At 71.4% G+C, this 16,389-nt stretch carries 16 protein-coding genes; 9 read left to right on the plus strand and 7 right to left on the minus strand.

Features of this window, described 5'->3' with window-relative positions; genetic code table 11:
- The first annotated feature begins 28 nt into the window (after positions 1-28).
- Both AC0IW9_RS02220 and AC0IW9_RS02225 read left to right on the plus strand, forming a co-directional pair.
- Entirely contained in the window at positions 29-1,417 is a 1,389-nt protein-coding gene (locus AC0IW9_RS02220; protein ID WP_471646571.1) for a dihydroorotase, read from the plus strand.
- Positions 1,418-1,420: 3 nt separating this feature from the next.
- Entirely contained in the window at positions 1,421-2,368 is a 948-nt protein-coding gene (locus tag AC0IW9_RS02225; protein WP_471646572.1) for an N-carbamoyl-D-amino-acid hydrolase, read from the plus strand.
- A gap of 99 nt (positions 2,369-2,467) precedes the next feature.
- On the opposite strand, the gene AC0IW9_RS02230 is transcribed toward AC0IW9_RS02225, so the two are convergent.
- Both AC0IW9_RS02230 and AC0IW9_RS02235 read right to left on the minus strand, forming a co-directional pair.
- Complete coding sequence (locus AC0IW9_RS02230) at positions 2,468-2,656, minus strand: hypothetical protein (RefSeq protein WP_471646573.1); 189 nt, start codon at positions 2,654-2,656, stop codon at positions 2,468-2,470.
- Between the two features lie 78 nt (positions 2,657-2,734).
- Positions 2,735-3,706 (minus strand): Bug family tripartite tricarboxylate transporter substrate binding protein, encoded by a 972-nt coding sequence (locus AC0IW9_RS02235; protein ID WP_471646574.1) that lies wholly within the window; start codon positions 3,704-3,706, stop codon positions 2,735-2,737.
- A gap of 99 nt (positions 3,707-3,805) precedes the next feature.
- Between AC0IW9_RS02235 and AC0IW9_RS02240 the strand changes: the two genes are divergently transcribed.
- Both AC0IW9_RS02240 and AC0IW9_RS02245 read left to right on the plus strand, forming a co-directional pair.
- Positions 3,806-4,768 (plus strand): N-carbamoyl-D-amino-acid hydrolase, encoded by a 963-nt coding sequence (locus AC0IW9_RS02240; RefSeq protein ID WP_471646575.1) that lies wholly within the window; start codon positions 3,806-3,808, stop codon positions 4,766-4,768.
- 83 nt (positions 4,769-4,851) lie between these two features.
- Positions 4,852-5,151: a hypothetical protein gene (locus AC0IW9_RS02245; protein WP_471646576.1), complete on the plus strand. Its 300-nt coding sequence runs from the start codon at positions 4,852-4,854 to the stop codon at positions 5,149-5,151.
- A 15-nt stretch (positions 5,152-5,166) separates the two neighbouring features.
- Here AC0IW9_RS02245 and AC0IW9_RS02250 read toward each other — a convergent pair whose 3' ends face one another.
- The 3 genes from AC0IW9_RS02250 to AC0IW9_RS02260 form a co-directional block, all read right to left on the minus strand.
- Entirely contained in the window at positions 5,167-8,130 is a 2,964-nt protein-coding gene (locus AC0IW9_RS02250) for a PAS-domain containing protein (RefSeq protein ID WP_471646577.1), read from the minus strand.
- 121 nt (positions 8,131-8,251) lie between these two features.
- Positions 8,252-8,914: an aspartate/glutamate racemase family protein gene (locus AC0IW9_RS02255; protein WP_471646578.1), complete on the minus strand. Its 663-nt coding sequence runs from the start codon at positions 8,912-8,914 to the stop codon at positions 8,252-8,254.
- 95 nt (positions 8,915-9,009) lie between these two features.
- On the minus strand, positions 9,010-9,519 hold the full coding sequence (locus AC0IW9_RS02260; RefSeq protein ID WP_471646579.1) for a ferritin-like domain-containing protein: 510 nt from the start codon (positions 9,517-9,519) through the stop codon (positions 9,010-9,012).
- 330 nt (positions 9,520-9,849) lie between these two features.
- Here AC0IW9_RS02260 and AC0IW9_RS02265 point away from each other — a divergent pair, with 330 nt between their 5' ends.
- The 4 genes from AC0IW9_RS02265 to AC0IW9_RS02280 all read left to right on the plus strand — a co-directional run bounded on the left by AC0IW9_RS02265 (position 9,850) and on the right by AC0IW9_RS02280 (position 12,844).
- The gene (locus tag AC0IW9_RS02265; RefSeq protein WP_471646580.1) at positions 9,850-10,359 is read left to right on the plus strand and encodes a DUF983 domain-containing protein; all 510 of its coding nucleotides are present in this window, start codon (positions 9,850-9,852) and stop codon (positions 10,357-10,359) included.
- The gene (locus tag AC0IW9_RS02270; protein ID WP_471646581.1) at positions 10,352-10,879 is read left to right on the plus strand and encodes a UPF0262 family protein; all 528 of its coding nucleotides are present in this window, start codon (positions 10,352-10,354) and stop codon (positions 10,877-10,879) included. The genes AC0IW9_RS02265 and AC0IW9_RS02270 overlap by 8 nt, the downstream gene beginning before the upstream one ends.
- Positions 10,880-11,092: 213 nt before the next feature.
- Positions 11,093-12,178 carry an S-methyl-5-thioribose-1-phosphate isomerase gene (mtnA, locus tag AC0IW9_RS02275; RefSeq protein ID WP_471646582.1) on the plus strand — a complete coding sequence of 362 codons (1,086 nt, stop codon included), beginning with the start codon at positions 11,093-11,095 and terminating at the stop codon, positions 12,176-12,178.
- Positions 12,179-12,253: 75 nt separating this feature from the next.
- On the plus strand, positions 12,254-12,844 hold the full coding sequence (locus AC0IW9_RS02280; protein WP_471646583.1) for a hypothetical protein: 591 nt from the start codon (positions 12,254-12,256) through the stop codon (positions 12,842-12,844).
- 9 nt (positions 12,845-12,853) lie between these two features.
- Here the strand turns inward: AC0IW9_RS02280 and AC0IW9_RS02285 are convergent, their stop codons facing one another.
- On the minus strand, positions 12,854-14,239 hold the full coding sequence (locus AC0IW9_RS02285; protein ID WP_471646584.1) for a hypothetical protein: 1,386 nt from the start codon (positions 14,237-14,239) through the stop codon (positions 12,854-12,856).
- Positions 14,240-14,408: 169 nt separating this feature from the next.
- On the opposite strand from AC0IW9_RS02285, the gene AC0IW9_RS02290 reads away from it, so the two are divergent.
- A complete protein-coding gene (locus tag AC0IW9_RS02290) occupies positions 14,409-15,971 on the plus strand; it encodes an OprO/OprP family phosphate-selective porin (protein WP_471646585.1) in 1,563 nt (520 codons plus the stop codon).
- On the opposite strand, the gene AC0IW9_RS02295 is transcribed toward AC0IW9_RS02290, so the two are convergent.
- Positions 15,949-16,167 (minus strand): hypothetical protein, encoded by a 219-nt coding sequence (locus AC0IW9_RS02295; RefSeq protein WP_471646586.1) that lies wholly within the window; start codon positions 16,165-16,167, stop codon positions 15,949-15,951. The genes AC0IW9_RS02290 and AC0IW9_RS02295 overlap by 23 nt on opposite strands.
- Positions 16,168-16,389: the final 222 nt, after the last annotated feature.

Raw genomic sequence — 16,389 nt, forward strand, 5'->3', positions numbered from 1 at the left:
GGCCAAACGCCAGCTCAAGGATTCGTCGATGCAGCCTGCGCCCTATGACCGGGTGATCCTCGGTGACCTCGTGCTGCCCGATGGCGTGCTGCCGGGCGGCTATGTGGCGATCCGCGGCGAGACCATCGCCGCCATCGGCCAGGGCGCGCCGCCGTCGGCCGCCGCGGTGGCGGATCATTCCGGCATGCTGGTGCTGCCGGGGCTGGTCGATGGGCATATGCATACCAGCAGCAGCACCGGCTGGGCCGGGATCGAGGGCGCCTCGCGCTCGGCCGCGGCGGGCGGCGTGACCACCTGCGTCGACATGCCCTACGACGTGCCGCGGCCGGTGACGGATGCCGGCATCCTCGCCGAGAAGATCGCGGTGGTGAATGCGACCAGCCACGTCGACATGGCGCTGTACGGGACCATCCGGAAGGACGGCGGCGTGGAGGCGATCGCCGGGCTGGCGGAGGCGGGGGTCTGCTCCTTCAAGCTCTCCACCTATGAATACGACGCGGTGCGCTTCCCGCGCATCGACCACCCGACCATGCTGGCCGCCTTCCGCGAGATCGCCCGCACCGGGCTGATGTGCGCCATCCACAACGAGGACCAGGAGATGGTGGTCCGCCTGACCGCCGAGGCGAAGGCGGCGGGGCGCACCGATCCGATCATGCATTGCCGCACCCGGCCGCCGCTGGTCGAGAGCATGGCCGACCTCGAGATCTTCGAGATGGCGCTCGAGACCGGCTGCCATGTGCATATCGCCCATTCCTCGCTGGCGCGCGGCTTCGACCTGGCGGCGCTGTTCCGCGGCCAGGGGGCGAAGACGAGTGGGGAGGCCTGCATCCAGTACCTCTGCATGACCGAGGAGGACCTCATCCGGCTGGAGGGCTTCGGCAAGTGCAACCCGCCCTTCCGCACCGCCGAGGAGGTGGAGCGGATGTGGCTGGCCTTCGCCGCCGGGCAGATCGCCTATGTCTCGACCGACCATGCGCCCTGGCCGCGGGAGAAGAAGATCTACACCGGGGATATCTTCGCCCCCGGCGCCGGGCTGGTGGGGATGCAGAGCTTCGCGCCGCTGATGTTCACCCTGCTGGCGGAACGCGGCTTGCCGGTGACGCTGATGGCGAAATACTGCGCCGAGCGGCCGGCGCGCTTCCATGGCCTGTTTCCGAAGAAGGGGGCGATCCGGGTGGGCGCGGATGCCGATCTGCTGGTGTTGCAACAGGGCGATTTTCTTTTCGATGAAGCAATGATAGAGGATCGGCCGGATGCCCGCTGGTCGCCCTATCATGGCCGTGCGATGCGGGCTCGCGTCGCGGCCACCTGGCTGCGTGGCGCCTGCGTCTGGGATGGCAGCGCCGTGCTGGCGCAGCCGGGCACCGGGCGCTTCGTGCCGCGCCAGCACCGCGAGACCTATCTGGGAGAAGCCTGAACCATGTCCCGCAACCTTCGTATCGCCGGCGCGCAGCTCGGCCCCATCCAGCGTGACGCGGACCGGGCGGCGACGCTGGCGCGGCTGATCGCGCTGATGGAGGCCGCCGCCGCCGAGGGCGCCGAGCTGGTGGTCTTCCCCGAGCTGGCGCTGACCACCTTCTTCCCGCGCTGGTGGATGGATGGCGCCGACCCGGAGCTGGCCGGCTATTTCGAGACCTCGATGCCCAACCCGAACGTGCAGGCGCTGTTCGACCGCGCGAAGGCGCTGCAGATCGGCTTCTACCTCGGCTATGCCGAGCGGACGCCGGAGGGCAAGCACTTCAACACCGCCATCACGGTGGGGCCGGATGGCAGCATCCTCGGCAAGTACCGCAAGGTGCACCTGCCGGGCTCACGCGAGTTCCGTCCCGGCCAGGAGTACCAGCAGCTCGAGAAGCGCTACTTCGAATACGGCGACATGGGCTTCAAGGCCTTCCGCGGGCCGAAGGTCTGGAACGCGCCGGTGCTCGGCATGCTGGTCTGCAACGACCGGCGCTGGCCGGAGGCCTGGCGCGTGCTGGGGCTGCAGGGGATCGAGCTGATGCTGATCGGCTATAATTCCGCCGCCTACGACCCGAACGGCGGGCCGGCCGAGGACCTTGCGCTGCGGACCTTCCACTCGACCATGGTGGTCCAGGCCAATGCCTATATGAACGCGACCTGGGCGGTCTCGGTCGCCAAGGCCGGCGTCGAGGATGGCGCCGGGCTGATCGGCGGGTCCTGCATCGTGGACCCGAACGGCCGGGTGGTGGCGCAGGCCAAGACCCTGGGCGACGAGCTGATCGTGGCGGATGCGGATTTCTCGCTGTGCCAGCAGGGCAAGCAGAAGATGTTCAACTTCGCCGCCCATCGCCGGCCGCAGTGGTACGGGCCGATCGTCGAGCAGGTGGGGGTGGTGGCGCCGGATTGAAGCGCGATCGCCTGAGGCGGACGCGCCGAAAGGCGTGAATCACGCGACGGAACGACAGCCTGGATCATGATCGGCGCCGGCCAAGGCGCCGGTCATGATCTAGGGGGCCGGCGCGGTCTCGGCATCGAGGATCGCCAGGGCCTTGGCGAGGGCGGCGCGGGTCCGGGGCAGTGCCAGCAGATCCGCCGCCAGGAGGGCATGGGCCAGGTCGGCCGCCAGCCTTTCCTGCAGTCTTGCCTCGGCCAGGACCGGCCTGCCGCCGGGCTGTCCCTCTCCCCCGTCCCGCATCCCGCATCGCCCCCATCGGTTCGTCGCTGGGGCGATACGGGTTCCCTGTGGGGACGGATGCGAGACGTTCGGCGCGATCTACTCGACGCGGATATCCGCGCGTCGGATCACCGGCTCCCAGCGGGCGCCGTCCTCCTCGATGATGCGGGCCAGCGTCGCGCCGTCGGTATAGGCGGCCTCGATGCCGCGCGCGGCCATGGCCTGCCTGCCTTCCGGCGTGTCCACCGCCTGGCGCACCGCGGCGGTGATCTTGGCCAGGACGGCGGGCGGCAGGCCGGCGGGGGCGAGGACGGCGCCCCAGTTGTCCACGGCATAGCCGGGCAGGCCGGCGGCGGCGGCGACGGTCGGGACGCCGGGCATCAGCGGGCTGTCCTGGGCGGCGAGGTTGCCGAGCGCCCGGAGCTGGCCGCCCTTGACCAATTGCTCGACCGCCGACCAGGGGGCGGAGACCAGCTCGACCTCGCCGGCGACGGCGGCGGTCACCGCCGGGCCGGTGCCGCGGTAGTGGACATGGGTCAGCTTGCCGCCGGACATGCTGTCCATCAGTTCCGCGCTGACATGGGTGATGGTGCCGAGGCCGGGGGTGCCGTGGTTGAGCAGGCCGGGCTGGGCGCGGGAGATGGCGATGACCTCGGCGAGGTCGCGGGCCTTCAGCTTGGGGCCGCCGGCGATGACCGTCGGGGCCAGGGCGACGCGGGCGATCGGCACCAGGTCCTTCTTCAGGTCGAAGGGCATGGAGCGGAAGACGAATTGGTTGACCACGATGGTGTTGAAGACGGTGACCAGCGTGTAGCCATCGGGCGGGGACTTCGCCACGGCATCGGTGCCGATGTTGCCGCCGGCACCCGAGCGGTTCTCCGGCACCACGGGCTGGCCGAGGGCATCGCCGATGCGCTGGGCCAGCAGCCGGCCGAGGATGTCGCTGCCGCCGCCCGGCGGGAAGGGGATGACCATGCGCAGCGGCCGGTTGGGGAAGTCGGTACCCTGAGACAGCGCGGGCGCGGCGAGCGTGGCGCCGGCGAGCGCGAGGGTGGTGCGGCGGGTGAGCATTGGGGCGGTCCTCCTCAGCGGGACATGCCGCAAGGCCGTCCCCTTGTCATCAGGCTGCAGCCGGGGGAAAGCTGCCGCAACTTCCGCCGGAGCAACCGCATGTCCCGCCGCCTCGTCCTCGCCGCCGCCCAGCTCGGCCCCATCCAGAAGGCCGAGGGCCGCGACGTCGCCGTCGGCCGCATGGTGCGGCTGATGGAGACAGCGCATCGCCGCGGCGCGGAGGTGGTGGTCTTCCCCGAACTCGCGCTGACCACCTTCTTCCCACGCTGGTACGAGGAGGACCTGGCCAATGCGGAGCATTGGTACGAGAGCGCCCTCCCCTCCAACGAAACCGCGCCGTTGTTCGAGGCGGCGCGGAAATACGGCATCGGCTTCCATCTGGGGTACGCGGAGAAGACGCCGGACGGGCATCGCTACAACACCGCGGTCTATGTCCATCCGAACGGCGAGGTGGTGCTGAAATACCGCAAGGTGCACCTGCCCGGGCACCGCGAGTACGACCCGCAGCGGAAGGTGCAGCACCTGGAGAAGCGGTACTTCGAGGTGGGCGACCTCGGCTTCCCGGTGGTGCGGGCGCCGATCGGCGACAAGGACGTCAACATCGGCATGCTGATCTGCAACGACCGGCGCTGGCCGGAGGCCTGGCGGGTGCTCGGGCTGCAGCAGGTCGAGGTGGTGATGCTGGGCTACAACACGCCGTCGCTCAACATGGAGAACCGCGGCTTCGAGGCGCATCACCTGCGGGTCGCGCACAGCCACCTCAGCATCCAGGCGGGCTGCTACCAGAATGCCTGCTTCGCCGCCGGCGTCGCCAAGGCGGGGGACGAGGACGGGCACGAGCTGTTCGGCCATTCGATCATCGTCAATCCCTCGGGCGAGATCATGGCCCAGGCGACGAGCTGGGGGGATGAGCTGATCGTCGCCGATTGCGACCTGGCGATGTGCGAGCTGGGGCGGCGGACGATCTTCGACTTCGCCCGGCACCGGCGGCCGGAAGCCTATGGGCGCATCACCGCGCAGGTGGGCAGCGAGGCGCCGCCGGTCTGGACGCCGCAAGGCTGACGTCGGCGGCCTGGTCCGGAACCGCAGCGCGAGCGAGGCGCTGGAAGCCCCGGGGCATGCCGCCCTGCGGAACCTTGCCAGCCATGCGCCTCGTCCCGATCCTTCGCCTGCTGCCCGTCGTGCTGCTCGGCCTGCCGGCTTTCGCGCAGACCCCGGCGGAGCGTGCCTCCCGCCAGCTGGAACAGGGCGAGCGGCGCGACCGCGCCAACGAGGCGGCCGAGAGCGCGCGCGGCATCACCCCGGTGGTGCCGCCGGCGCAGGTGCTGCCGCTCGAGGCCGACCGGCGTTCGCTGCAGCCCGACGTGGGCCGGCCGGAGGAGGCCGGGACCAGCGCCACCGGCGGTACGCGGCCGCCCTCGGGCAGCCAGAATCCGCAGCGCTGAGCCTGGCCTCTCCCGCTAGGCGGCGGGGCGCAGGGCGACGGTGAAGTGGAAGACGCTGCCGCAGCCGGGCCGGCTTTCGGCGCCGATCTCGCCGCCCATCCGCTCCACCAGCAGGCGGCAGATGGCGAGGCCGAGGCCGGCGCCGCCGTAGCGGCGGGCGGTGGAACTGTCGGCCTGGGTGAAGACCTCGAAGAGGTTGGGCAGGATCGCCGGCTCGATCCCGATGCCGGTATCGCGCACCGCGAAGGCGAGGCGGAGCACGTCGCCGGCCGGCTCCGCATCGAGGCCCTCCGGCGGCGGGGCCAGCGCGATGCTGAGCGAGACCTGCCCGGCGGTGGTGAATTTCAGCGCATTGCCCAGCAGGTTCAGCAGCACCTGGCGCAGCCGGCCGGGATCGCCGATGGCCCGGGCGGGGACATCCGCGGCGACCTCCGACACCAGGTCCAGCTTGCGGATGCGGGCCTGGGGGCGGAGCACCTCCAGCACCGAGGCGGCTTCCTGGCGGATGTCGAAGCCGGTCTCCTCCAGCGGCAGCCGGCCGCGTTCCAGCCGGGCGAAGTCGAGGATGTCGTTGACCAGCCGCAGCAGGTCGTCGCCGGCATCGCGGATCAGCCGCAGGTATTCCGCCTGGCCGGCCGGCCCGCCCTGGTCCAGCAGCAGGCCGGAGAAGCCGATGACGGCGTTCAGCGGGGTGCGCAGCTCATGGCTCACCATGGCGAGGAATTCGGTGCGGGTGCGGGCCGCGGTCTCGGCGGCGCGACGGGCTTCCTGCTGCTCGCGCAGCACCGTGTGGCGGGCGGTGACGTCGGTATAGGTCCGCAGCAGCCGCCCATCCGGCAGCAGGCTGGTGCGGACCTCCATGACCCGGCCGTCCTGGGTCTGGCGTTCATAGGGCGGCAGGTGGCCGGGCATGCGGTCGAGCTCGGCGCGGGCCTGGGCCTCGACCCCGGGGATCCCGGCGAGGTCGCCGCGGGCGAGCTGGAAATGGGCGATATCCTCCGCCCGGGCGCCCGGGCGGGTCAGCTCGGCGGGCAGGGCCAGCAGATCCGCCGCGGTGGCGTTGATGATCTGGATGCGCCGGTCGGGGCCGAGCAGCAGGACGCCGACCGGCGCATTCTCGAAGGCGGCGACCAGCGCCGCCTCGGCCGCCTGGGCGCGCTCCCGCGCGGCCTGCTGTTCGCGCAGCGCATCCTGCCGCGCCGTGACGTCGGTATAGGTGCGGACGACGCGGCGGTCGGCCAGCACCACGGTCCGCACCTCGAGCGTGCCGCCGCCGAAGGCCGGGCGCTCGTAGTCCGGCACCCGGGCGCCGCGGTCCATGAAGACGGAGCGGGAGATCTCGGCCAGCGGGCGGTACTCGGCGAAGTCGCCGCGCCGGCGCTGGAAGGCCATGATCGCCTCGGCGGTGGTGCCGGGCCGGGCGAGTTCCGGCGGCAGGCCCAGCAGCCGGGTGGCGAGGCTATTGACCAGGATGACGCGGTTGTCGGCGCCGGTGAGGGACACGCCATGCGGCGCATTCTCGAGGGCGGCGACGAGGGCCGCCTCGGCGGCCAGGGCCCGGTCCCGCGCGGCGGCGACGGCCTCCGTCATGCGCCGCGCCGCGCTCATGTCGGTGAGGGTGCGGACCTGGCCGCCGTCGGGCATCGGCTCGGAGCGGATCTCGAGGATGGTGCCATCGGGCCGGGTACGCAGGCTGACCAGCGGCGCGGCGCCGGCTGCGGCGAAATCGGCATCCGTATGGATGCGGGGCGCGGGGCCGTCGAACTCGCCCTGCGCCTCCTGCCAGGCGACCACCTCCTCCAGCGGCCGGCCGGGCACCGCGAGGCCGGGCGGCAGCCCCAGCATCTCGCCGAAGCGGCGGTTGACGAGGACGATGCGGCCCGCCGCATCCAGCAGCACGATGCCCTGGCCGACATGGGCGACGATGCCCTCAAGCGCCGCCCGGGCCGCGACCTCCTGGCGCCGCTTGCCAGCATGGACCAGGCAGACCGCGAGGATCAGCCCGGTCAGCAGCCCGCCGAAGAGGCGAAGCTGGCCCTGCATGCGGCGGCTTTCCGCCAGCACCCCATCGGCCGGGATGCTGACCGAAACCACCAGCGGATAGCCCTCCACCCGGCGCTGGGTGGCGAAGCGGTCCCGGCCATCGACGGTGCTGATCCGGCGATCGGAGATCTGCTGGATGCCGGCGCGGAAGGGCGCGACCACCGCCTCCGCGACCGGCGTGCCGGTGGCCTGCTCCCTATCGGGAAAGCGGCCGCGGAAGATGCCGTCGAGGCCGAAGAGGGCGATGCGGCCGTTGCGGATCTCGAGCGTGCTGTAGAGCCGGGAGAAGCTGTCGCCGGCCACCGTGATCGCGACGATGCCGGCGAAGCCGCCATCCTGGCCGCGCAGGGGGCGGGCGATGCAGATCACCGGGCGGCGGTCGGCGAGGCTGGGCATCGGCGGGCTGATGATGAGCTGGTCGGCCTGCGGTGCCGCCATGAGCGCCGCGACATGGGGTTGGTCGCCGAGGAAGACCGGCCGGTCCGGCGGCCCCGCATCGGTGGCGCGGACGAAGCCATCCGGACCGATGATGGTCAGCGCGAGCGCATCCGGCCCCCGCATCGCCTCCGCATTGGTCCCGAGGCCGGCGGTGAAGCCGGCGGGGTCGCGGGCGTAGCTGGCCTGGGCCGAGCGGAGGGTCGCGTCGATGGTGCCGATCCGGCCCTGCAGCTGGGCTTCCAGGGTCCGGGCCAGGTTGGAGGTATCCCGCAGGGCGGCATCGCCGGCGCGGGCCTCGTCGGCGCGGCCGTCCAGCAGGATGCCGAACCAGAGCAGGGCGGCGACGGCGGCGGCGGCCAGCAGGCTGCGGCGGTCCTGCAGGCCGGGACGGTAGCGCGCCCAGGCCGCGTGAAGCCCGCCGGGCATGAGGCGCCGACTGGCCCGGCCCCAGGCGGGAAACCTCGGCGGGGACGCGAGGCCTGGCTTCGTCTCGGTCATCCAGGCGCCCCTCTTGGGCGGGAAGTGGCAGTGGCGGCGGCGCGGGCCACACCCTAGAGTGGGGCGATCCCGCAGGCTACCGACTATGGCTGGATCGTCCGGAGGATGTTCCGGGCCGGCCTCAGGCCGCGAGCATGGCGGGCAGGCCGGCGGGGGCCGAGAGGGCGCGCAGCGCCATGGCGCCGGCGGCCAGGCAGGGCTCGATGACCGGGATGCCGGCGGCATCCTCGGCGGCGGCGGCATGGCCGGCGAGGCCAGTGCAGCCGAGCACGATAGCCCCTGCCCCGGCCGCGGCCAGGCTGCGGGCCACGGCCTGGATGCGGGCGCGGGGCGCCTCGGGGTCCAGCAGCACCTCCATCGGCAGGTCGAGCGGCGCCCAGGCGGCCAGCCGCGGCTCCACCCCCATGGCCTGGAGGATGCGGCGTTGCCGTGCCTCGCTGGCGGCGACGAAACCCATGACCCCGATGCGGGGGGCGGCTTCCAGGGCGGTGGCGACGGCGCAGCGGAACATGCCCAGCACCGGGTGGGGGGTCACGGTGCGGATCGCCTCCAGCCCGGGGTCGGAGACACAGGCGATGAGATAGGCCGGGGCCGGGTCCTGCTCGACCATCCGGCAGAGCGGCTCGGCCACCTGGAACCAGTCTCGCCAGCTGGCGATGGCGGGGGGGCCATCGGCCAGCCGGGTGACCCGGAAATGCGGCCCGAGCGGGCCGAGGGCGGCGGCGATGCCCTCGGTGCAGGGGATGGAGCGGTTGGGATTGATGACGAGGATGCGGTCGGGCATGGCGGAACCTTGCCCGGCCGCGTCATCGCGACAAGAGGGTCGGATGCCCGACTTTAGGTAACCGACCTCAGATGCCCGACCTCAGATGCCCGACTTCAGATGCCGGACTTCTGGCCGCTGGTTTCGAGGGCGATGTACTTCTGGACGGTGGCCGGCAGGTTCTGGCCGATCCATTCCGCCATCTGCACCTCTTCCTGCAGGCTCTGCTCGATGAGCGGGATGCCCGCCTGGTCGCCGGCGGCCTTGGCCATCTCGATCAGGCCGCGGTAGGCGGCGATCTCGAAATGCTCGAAGGCGTAGTTGGCGAAGGTGTTCTTGAGGATCTCGTCCGACGCCGGCACATGCGCCATGGCGGCCAGGTTGCCCATGAGGCCGGTGCCCATGTCCTTCAGCGTCGAGTTGCTGGAGCCAAGGCGTTCCAGGATCTGCTGAAGCCGTTCGGACTGGGTGCGGGACTCTTCGATGTGCTGCTTCATGCGGCCGACCATCTCGGGGTAGCTGTCGATCCGCTCGACCTGACGCTCGAGCAGCTGCATCGCCTGGACTTCGAGGGCATGGGCGTTGCGGAGGCCGGCGATGTAGATATCCTGGGCTGATTCAGCCATTTGCGTGTCTTCTCCGTGCTGGACGTTCAGTATTGCGAGGAACAGGCAGCGTCGCAGGCAGTTCCCGGCCGTTCCGCCGGTGGGGCGCGGCGGTCCATCCGCGCAACCCGGAGCCTTGTTCTGGAAGCGGGCCAGCGGGGAACGCGGCGCGGTGCTGGAACGCTTGAACCAGGGGGGGCTGCGGGCCGATATGGCACCGGGTCAGCCCGTACGATGGCGGCGCCGCCCTGGCGCGACTGCGACAGCCCGGGGCAGCAGCCCGGATGGGCATGGCCAGCCCGGACCGCGACGAGGACAAGCACGGCGAGGCCGTGACAGGAGGATTGCCGCATGCCCGGCCAGACGACGATGCCCGCGACTAGTATGCCCGCGACGACGCCCGTGGCAGCTCCAGCCGGGGTGAACCCGATTGGGGTAAACCCGGTGACCGGCCATGTGCCGGCACCCTTCTGGACCGCGGTGCGGCGGGGCCTGGGCAACCACTGCCCCTATTGCGGGGTGGGCAAGGTCTTCGCGGGCTACCTGAAGGTGGTGCCGGAATGCAGCAACTGCCATGCGCCGCTCGGCCGGCTGCGGGCGGATGATGCGCCGCCCTATTTCACCATCTTCCTGGTCGGCCATGTGCTGGTGCCGCCGGTCTTCTGGATCGAGAAGGCCTATGAGCCGCCGATGTGGCTGCACATGGTCGTCTGGTTGCCTCTCTTCACCATCCTCTGCATGCTGCTGCTGCGGCCCATCAAGGGCGCGGTGGTGGGGTGGATGAGCACGCTGGGGATCGACCAGGGCGCGGACGAGGCGGTGCCGCCGATGGCGCCGCGGGTGCCCGGCCCGCATGCCTGAACGCGGGCGGCGCCTGCCGGCCGCGGGGCCGGAGCCGGCGCCGCATCAGCCGGAAGTCCGGCGGATCGAGAATATCGTGCTGCCGGATGCGACGGCGCTGCCCTCGGCCTATGCCGAGGCGGACCGGCGGCAGGCGGTGGCCGACCTGCTGATGGGCAATAATTTCGACCCGCTCGGCGTGCCGGGCGGGCCCTTCGTGCTCTACCTCTGCGTGCGGGACGGCCGACTGGTCTTCGACATCCGCGATGCGCTGGAGGCACCGGTGCGGGCGGTGGCGCTGGCGCTCGGGCCCTTCCGCCGGCTGATCAAGGATTACCACATGATCGTGGAGAGCCATGAGCAGGCGGTGACCGAGGGCGGCCACGAGGCGCGGATCCAGGCGATCGACATGGGCCGGCGCGGCCTGCACAACGAGGGCGCCGAGTTGCTGATGGCGCGGCTTGAGGGGCGGATCGGCCTCGACTTCGAGACGGCGCGGCGGGTCTTCACCCTGGTCTGCGCGCTGCATCAGCGGATCTGAGGCGGCGGTCCTGTCGGGCTGGGCGAAGCCGAACCGCGGCGGCGGCCGCCGCCGCACCGCGACCCCTTCGGCCGGATGCTGGTGGCGCAGGCGGAGACCGGGGGCGCGATCCTGCCGACCGCCGCTGCCCTGGTCGCGCGGCATCCCGGCCAGGTGCGGCTGGTGGCCTGACCCGGCGCGGGCTATCGAGCGGCGAAACCAGGGAACTGACCCATGAAGATCGACGGCACCCCCTATCGCAGCGTCTGGGTGGACCCGGCCGATGGCTGGTCCATCCGCATCTTCGACCAGACCAGGCTGCCCTGGGCGGTGGAGGTGCTGCGGCTCACCACCTGGGAGGAGGCGGCGCATGCCATCCGCTCCATGCAGGTGCGCGGCGCGCCGCTGATCGGCGCCGTCGCCGCCTATGGCGTGGCCCTGGCGATGCGGGCGGATCCGGCCAGCCTGGATGCGGTGCTGCCGGCGCTCAATGCCACCCGGCCGACCGCCATCAACCTGCGCTGGGCTCTCGACCGGCAGCGGGCGAAGCTGCACAACCTGCCGGTGGAGGGCCGCGCCGCGGCCGCCTATGCCGAGGCGGCGGCGATCGCCGACGACGATGCCGAGACCTGCCGCCGCATCGGCGAGAATGGCCTGCCGCTGCTGGCCGAGGTCGCGGCGCGCAAGGGCCGCGTCAATGTCCTGACCCATTGCAACGCCGGCTGGCTGGCGACGGTGGACTGGGGCACGGCGCTGAGCCCGATCTACCAGGCGCATGACGCGGGCCTCGACGTGCATGTCTGGGTGGACGAGACCCGGCCGCGCAACCAGGGCGCGGCGCTGACCGCCTTCGAGCTGGGCGCCCATGGCGTGAAGCACACGGTCATCGCCGACAATGCCGGCGGCCACCTGATGCAGCATGGCGAGGTCGATCTCTGCATCGTCGGCACCGACCGGGTGACGCGGCAGGGCGACGTGGCGAACAAGATCGGCACCTATCTCAAGGCGCTGGCGGCGCATGACAACGGCGTCCCCTTCTGGGTGGCGCTGCCGCATTCGACGCTGGACTGGAAGGTGCGGGACGGCGTGGCCGAGATCCCGATCGAGGAGCGCGGCGAGGCGGAGGTGACGGAGCTGACCGGTCGCACCGCCGATGGGCGGATCGAGACCATCCGGGTGGTCGCGGCCGGCAGCGCCGCGGCCAACCCGGCCTTCGACGTGACGCCGGCGCGGCTGGTGACCGGGCTGATCACCGAGCGCGGGCGCTGCGAGGCCAGCGAGGCGGGGCTGGCGGGGCTCTATCCCGACCATTCCGGCTGAAGACGTCGTTGCATCACCCGGAAGCCTAGCGGAATCATGGGGCGATGCTGCCGGCGGAGCCCGACCATGACCGACATGATTGCCCTGGCGCTTGGCCAGATCGTCTATCTGGACGGCGACGTCACCCAGAACCGCTGGGTCGGCGCCCGCTCGGCACGGGCGCTGGAAGCAAGCCTGGGCTATGGCACGGGACGGCTGTCCGCTGGCTGGTGGGTGGCCGTGCTGCAGGACGGGCTGGAGCCGGATGACTTCGAGTTCGGCGGCATCACCCTGCGGTCCGGCGGAAGGCTCGGCCTGCCGGCCACGAGTTGGGAGGCCGACGAGAAGCGCTCGCGCGTCCATGACGAGGTTTTGGCCAGGCTCGGGCCCGAGGGATACGAAAGGGCCAGGAGGAACGCGCTGACGTCCATAACGCCGAAGGGCGAGAACCGGATCGTCAAGGTCCTTCCGGTCACCAGGCATTCCCCAGATATCTCCCCGGACCGGCAATACCCGATGGGAGGCGGCGGCCTGCAATGGAGGTTGCGGCGGCGATGCAAATTCCTGATCGCGCTGGCAGTCGATGCCAATGGCGTTGCCACGATCCCGAACGGATCCTTCTTCCTCGGCGAATCGGCGGCCTATGACGATCGGGAGAAGATCGCGCGATACCTCGATACGGTCTGACGGGCCGGCCTAGCCCGGCTTTCCGGGCCGGGGGGTGATCGGATCGGGCGGCGATGGGCTGATCCGTGGCGGCCCAGGCGCCTGCCATGCCGCCTGCCCGAGCCGGGCGACGCCCCGGGCCCGCTCCACCTGCGCCAATTGGCGGTCCAGCCCGGCGATATCCCGGCGGAGCGCCGCGGCGAAGCGGTCGCGGAAGCGGCGGGCCTCGGCCGGCGGCAGGTCGCGGAACTCGGGCTGCGCCAGCCACCAGGACAGCGGCTGCCAGGCGGCCTGCTGCCGGCGGTAGAGCCCGGCGACGTGGCGGAGGTTCTCGGCGAGGTCGGTCTGGCTTGGGTCGGCGAGGATAGCCTCGAGCCAGAAGCGGTAGGGGCCGAAATGCGGCTCGTCGTAGAAGACCAGCTTCAGCGCGGTCTCGTAGAGATCGTTCGGCATGCGGGCGGGCCAGGACAGGGCGAGGCTGCCGGGGCGCACCGGAAGCTGGCCGAATTCCAGCACCGCGCGGCGCGCCGCCGGGTCCCGCCAGGCGGCGATCGGGTCGAGCAGCGCGGCATCGTTGGCGCGGCGCATCAGGTTGACGAATTCGTTCTTCGGGACGGGGAAGTCGAGGATGGAGACCAGCAGCGGCCGGTTGGTCGGCCAACGCGGCCAGACGCCGGCGACGGCCAGGGCGTTGTGCGCCAGGTGGATGCAGTTGTCCTGGAACAGGCTCCAGCGGAACTCGCGGGCGCCGCTGCGGTAGGGGGCGTTCTCGGCATTCAGGAAGCCGATCATCGCCAGCATCTGCGCCTGGTCCACCGGGACGCGCGCGCAGTAGCGGCCGCGGCCATGGCTGATCGCATAGTCGGTGGCGACGGAGATCTCGTATTTCCAGGCCTCCGGCGAGGTGCCGGCCGGCCTGTCCGCGAGGAAGCGGGGGTGGAAATCGATGCCGTCGTAGATCCCGAGGCGGCGGGCCTCGGCCTGGGTCTGGCCATAGCTGGCGCGGGTCAAGGGCGCGCCGGGCGGCAGGCCGCCGTCGAAGAAGAAGTCGCGGCCGGGGATGGCGACCCATTTCGCGTTGCGGAAATGCTCGTTCATGCTGATGCCGACGCCATCGGCCTCGCCCGGCTCGCAGAGGCGGAGCACCTGCGGGTCGGGGCCGGTGCTGCGGCAGGCGCCGTTCAGCCAGAAGACGGCATGGCCCCCGATCTCGCCGCGGATCTCGGCGCCGAAGCCGGGCAGCTTGCGGATCTGCGACAGGGCGCAGAACTCGGCGTAGTAGCGATAGGTGCCGGCATAGGTGGCCTCGGGGTCGCGGGTGCCGGGACGGGCGAAATCCACCACGCTGCAGGCGGCGAGCCACAGCGCCAGAAGCGGTGCCGCCCGCCTGCCCCACCCCGTCATCGCGCGCAACATGGCCCCACTTCGTCCTGCCTCAACCGCAGCGCGCGCGGGCGCGGATCGTTCCATGGCGATTGCGGCAAATGCCTGAGCGTATTGTATTTTATCGGCAACCTGAACGTCACGCCTCGGCTATAGGCCGGGGCTAGTCCACTGCCGACCCCTATTGCCGGATAGCCCACACATGACCAAGCCATCACGTATCGTCTCGGTTGCCCCACGCCTCCTGCTCGGCGGGGCGCTGCTGGCCGCCGCCCTGCCGCGGCCGGCCCAGGCGCAGGAGGCCGCCCGGATGGAGGCGATCGAGCGGCAGCTGCGCGCGCTGCAATCCGAGCTGGGCCGGCTGCGCCGCGATGCGGCAACGCGGGAGGCCGAGGCGCGCGCCGCCCGGCAGGAAACCGAGGCGGTGCGGGCGGAGGCGCGGGAGACGCGGCGCCGGCTGGATACCGCCCCGGCCGTGGCGGCGGCAGCGCCGGCCCCGGCGCCCGCCGCGGCCCCCGATACCGGGCGGCTGACCTTCCCCGGCAACCGGCCGACCCTGACCTCCGCGGATGGCCGCTTTTCCGCCTCGATGGGCGGGCAGTTCCAGTACGACCTGGGCGGCTATCTTCGAGATTCGCCAGGAACGCCGAACAACCGCGGGGTCCGCGACCTCGATAGCTTCGGGCAGAACCTGCGGCGCGGCCGGCTGCTGTTCAGCTTCCGCTACGATGACTTCACCCTGAATTTCACCCCGGATTTCGGCGGCTCCCCGGATGGCTCCCCCAGCCTCTACGAGGCGAATTTCAACTGGAACCCGGTGAAGCCGCTGACCCTGACGCTTGGCTACTTCAAGCCCTGGGTGACGCTCGGCGATTCGACCAGCTCGAACGACTTCCTGTTCCTGGAACGGCCGAGCATCGTCGAGATTGCCCGGAATGTGGCGGGCGGCGACGGCCGGTCCTCGGTGGGCGGGCGCTGGGCGGCGGACCGCTACTTCCTGGCCGCCTATCTCACCGGCGGCAGCTACGGCGGCAATGCGACGCAGAGCACGCCGGACCAGACCGGCGGCGTGGCGCGCATCGCCGGGCGGCCGGTGGCGACGGACGACATGGACGTCCATCTCGGCTTCTCGGGATCCTATGCCTCGGATATCCGCCGCAGCTCCAGCGGCCAGACCCTGCAACTGCGGGACCGGCCGGAGCTGCGGATCGACCAGTCGCGGCTGATCGATACCGGCTCGATCGCCGCCGACCGGGCCTATACCTATGGGCCGGAATTCGGCGTCCGCTGGCGGAATTTCATGCTGCAGGGCGAATACATCAAGATCGGCCTGGAGCAGTCCCAGGCGGGGGCGGCACCGCGGCCGGACCTGGGCTTCACCGGCGGCTATGTCGAGGGCAGCTGGGTGCTGACCGGCGAGCCGCGGCGCTACAGCGCCTCCTCCGGGGCCTTCACCCGGCCCAGCCCGCGCCAGCCCTTCAGCATGGCGGAAGGCGGCTGGGGCGCCTGGGAGGTCATGGCGCGCTACAGCGTCGCCGACCTGAACGACAAGGTGACCCGCGGCATCGCCTCCAGCACCACCGGCGGCGTCTATGGCGGCCGTCAGGAAGTGGTGGGGATGGGGCTGAGCTGGTACCCGAACAGCCTGCTACGCTTCATGCTCAACTGGGATATGGTGAACGTGGACCGGCTGAACCCGGGCGGCACGACGCAGATCGGCCAGCGGTTCCACACCGTCGCCCTCAGGACGCAATTGGCCTTCTGAAATCGGGCGCATGCCGGCTGCTGCGTTCCAGCAGCAGCAGACCGGCGATCAGCAGGCCGCCGGCGCCGGAGGCGGCCCAGAAGGCCAGCATCGGCGGGAGCCGGCCGGGCGAGAAGGCATCGCTGAGCAGCAGGGCGACCAGGGCGGCGATGACCGACAGGGAGGCTCCGATCAGGCCGCAGGCGATCCTTTGCATGGGGGAAGCTCCTTCGGAAGGGTTGGCTCGATGACGGGGCCAGGGCGGGTGGGCTGCCTTGGCGCTCACCCTGATTAACCCCCCTGGCTTGGCGGCTTCGCGGAGATGGTGCGGCCATTTCATGGCATGTGGGTCCGGGGTGCCCCGGGTTGCGCCGCAGCAGGGTCTGGGTTGCGCCGCAACAGGCCCCGGGTTGCGCCGCAGCAGGGAATGCAGGATCGT

The sequence above is a fragment of the Belnapia sp. AC561 genome (assembly GCF_979252845.1).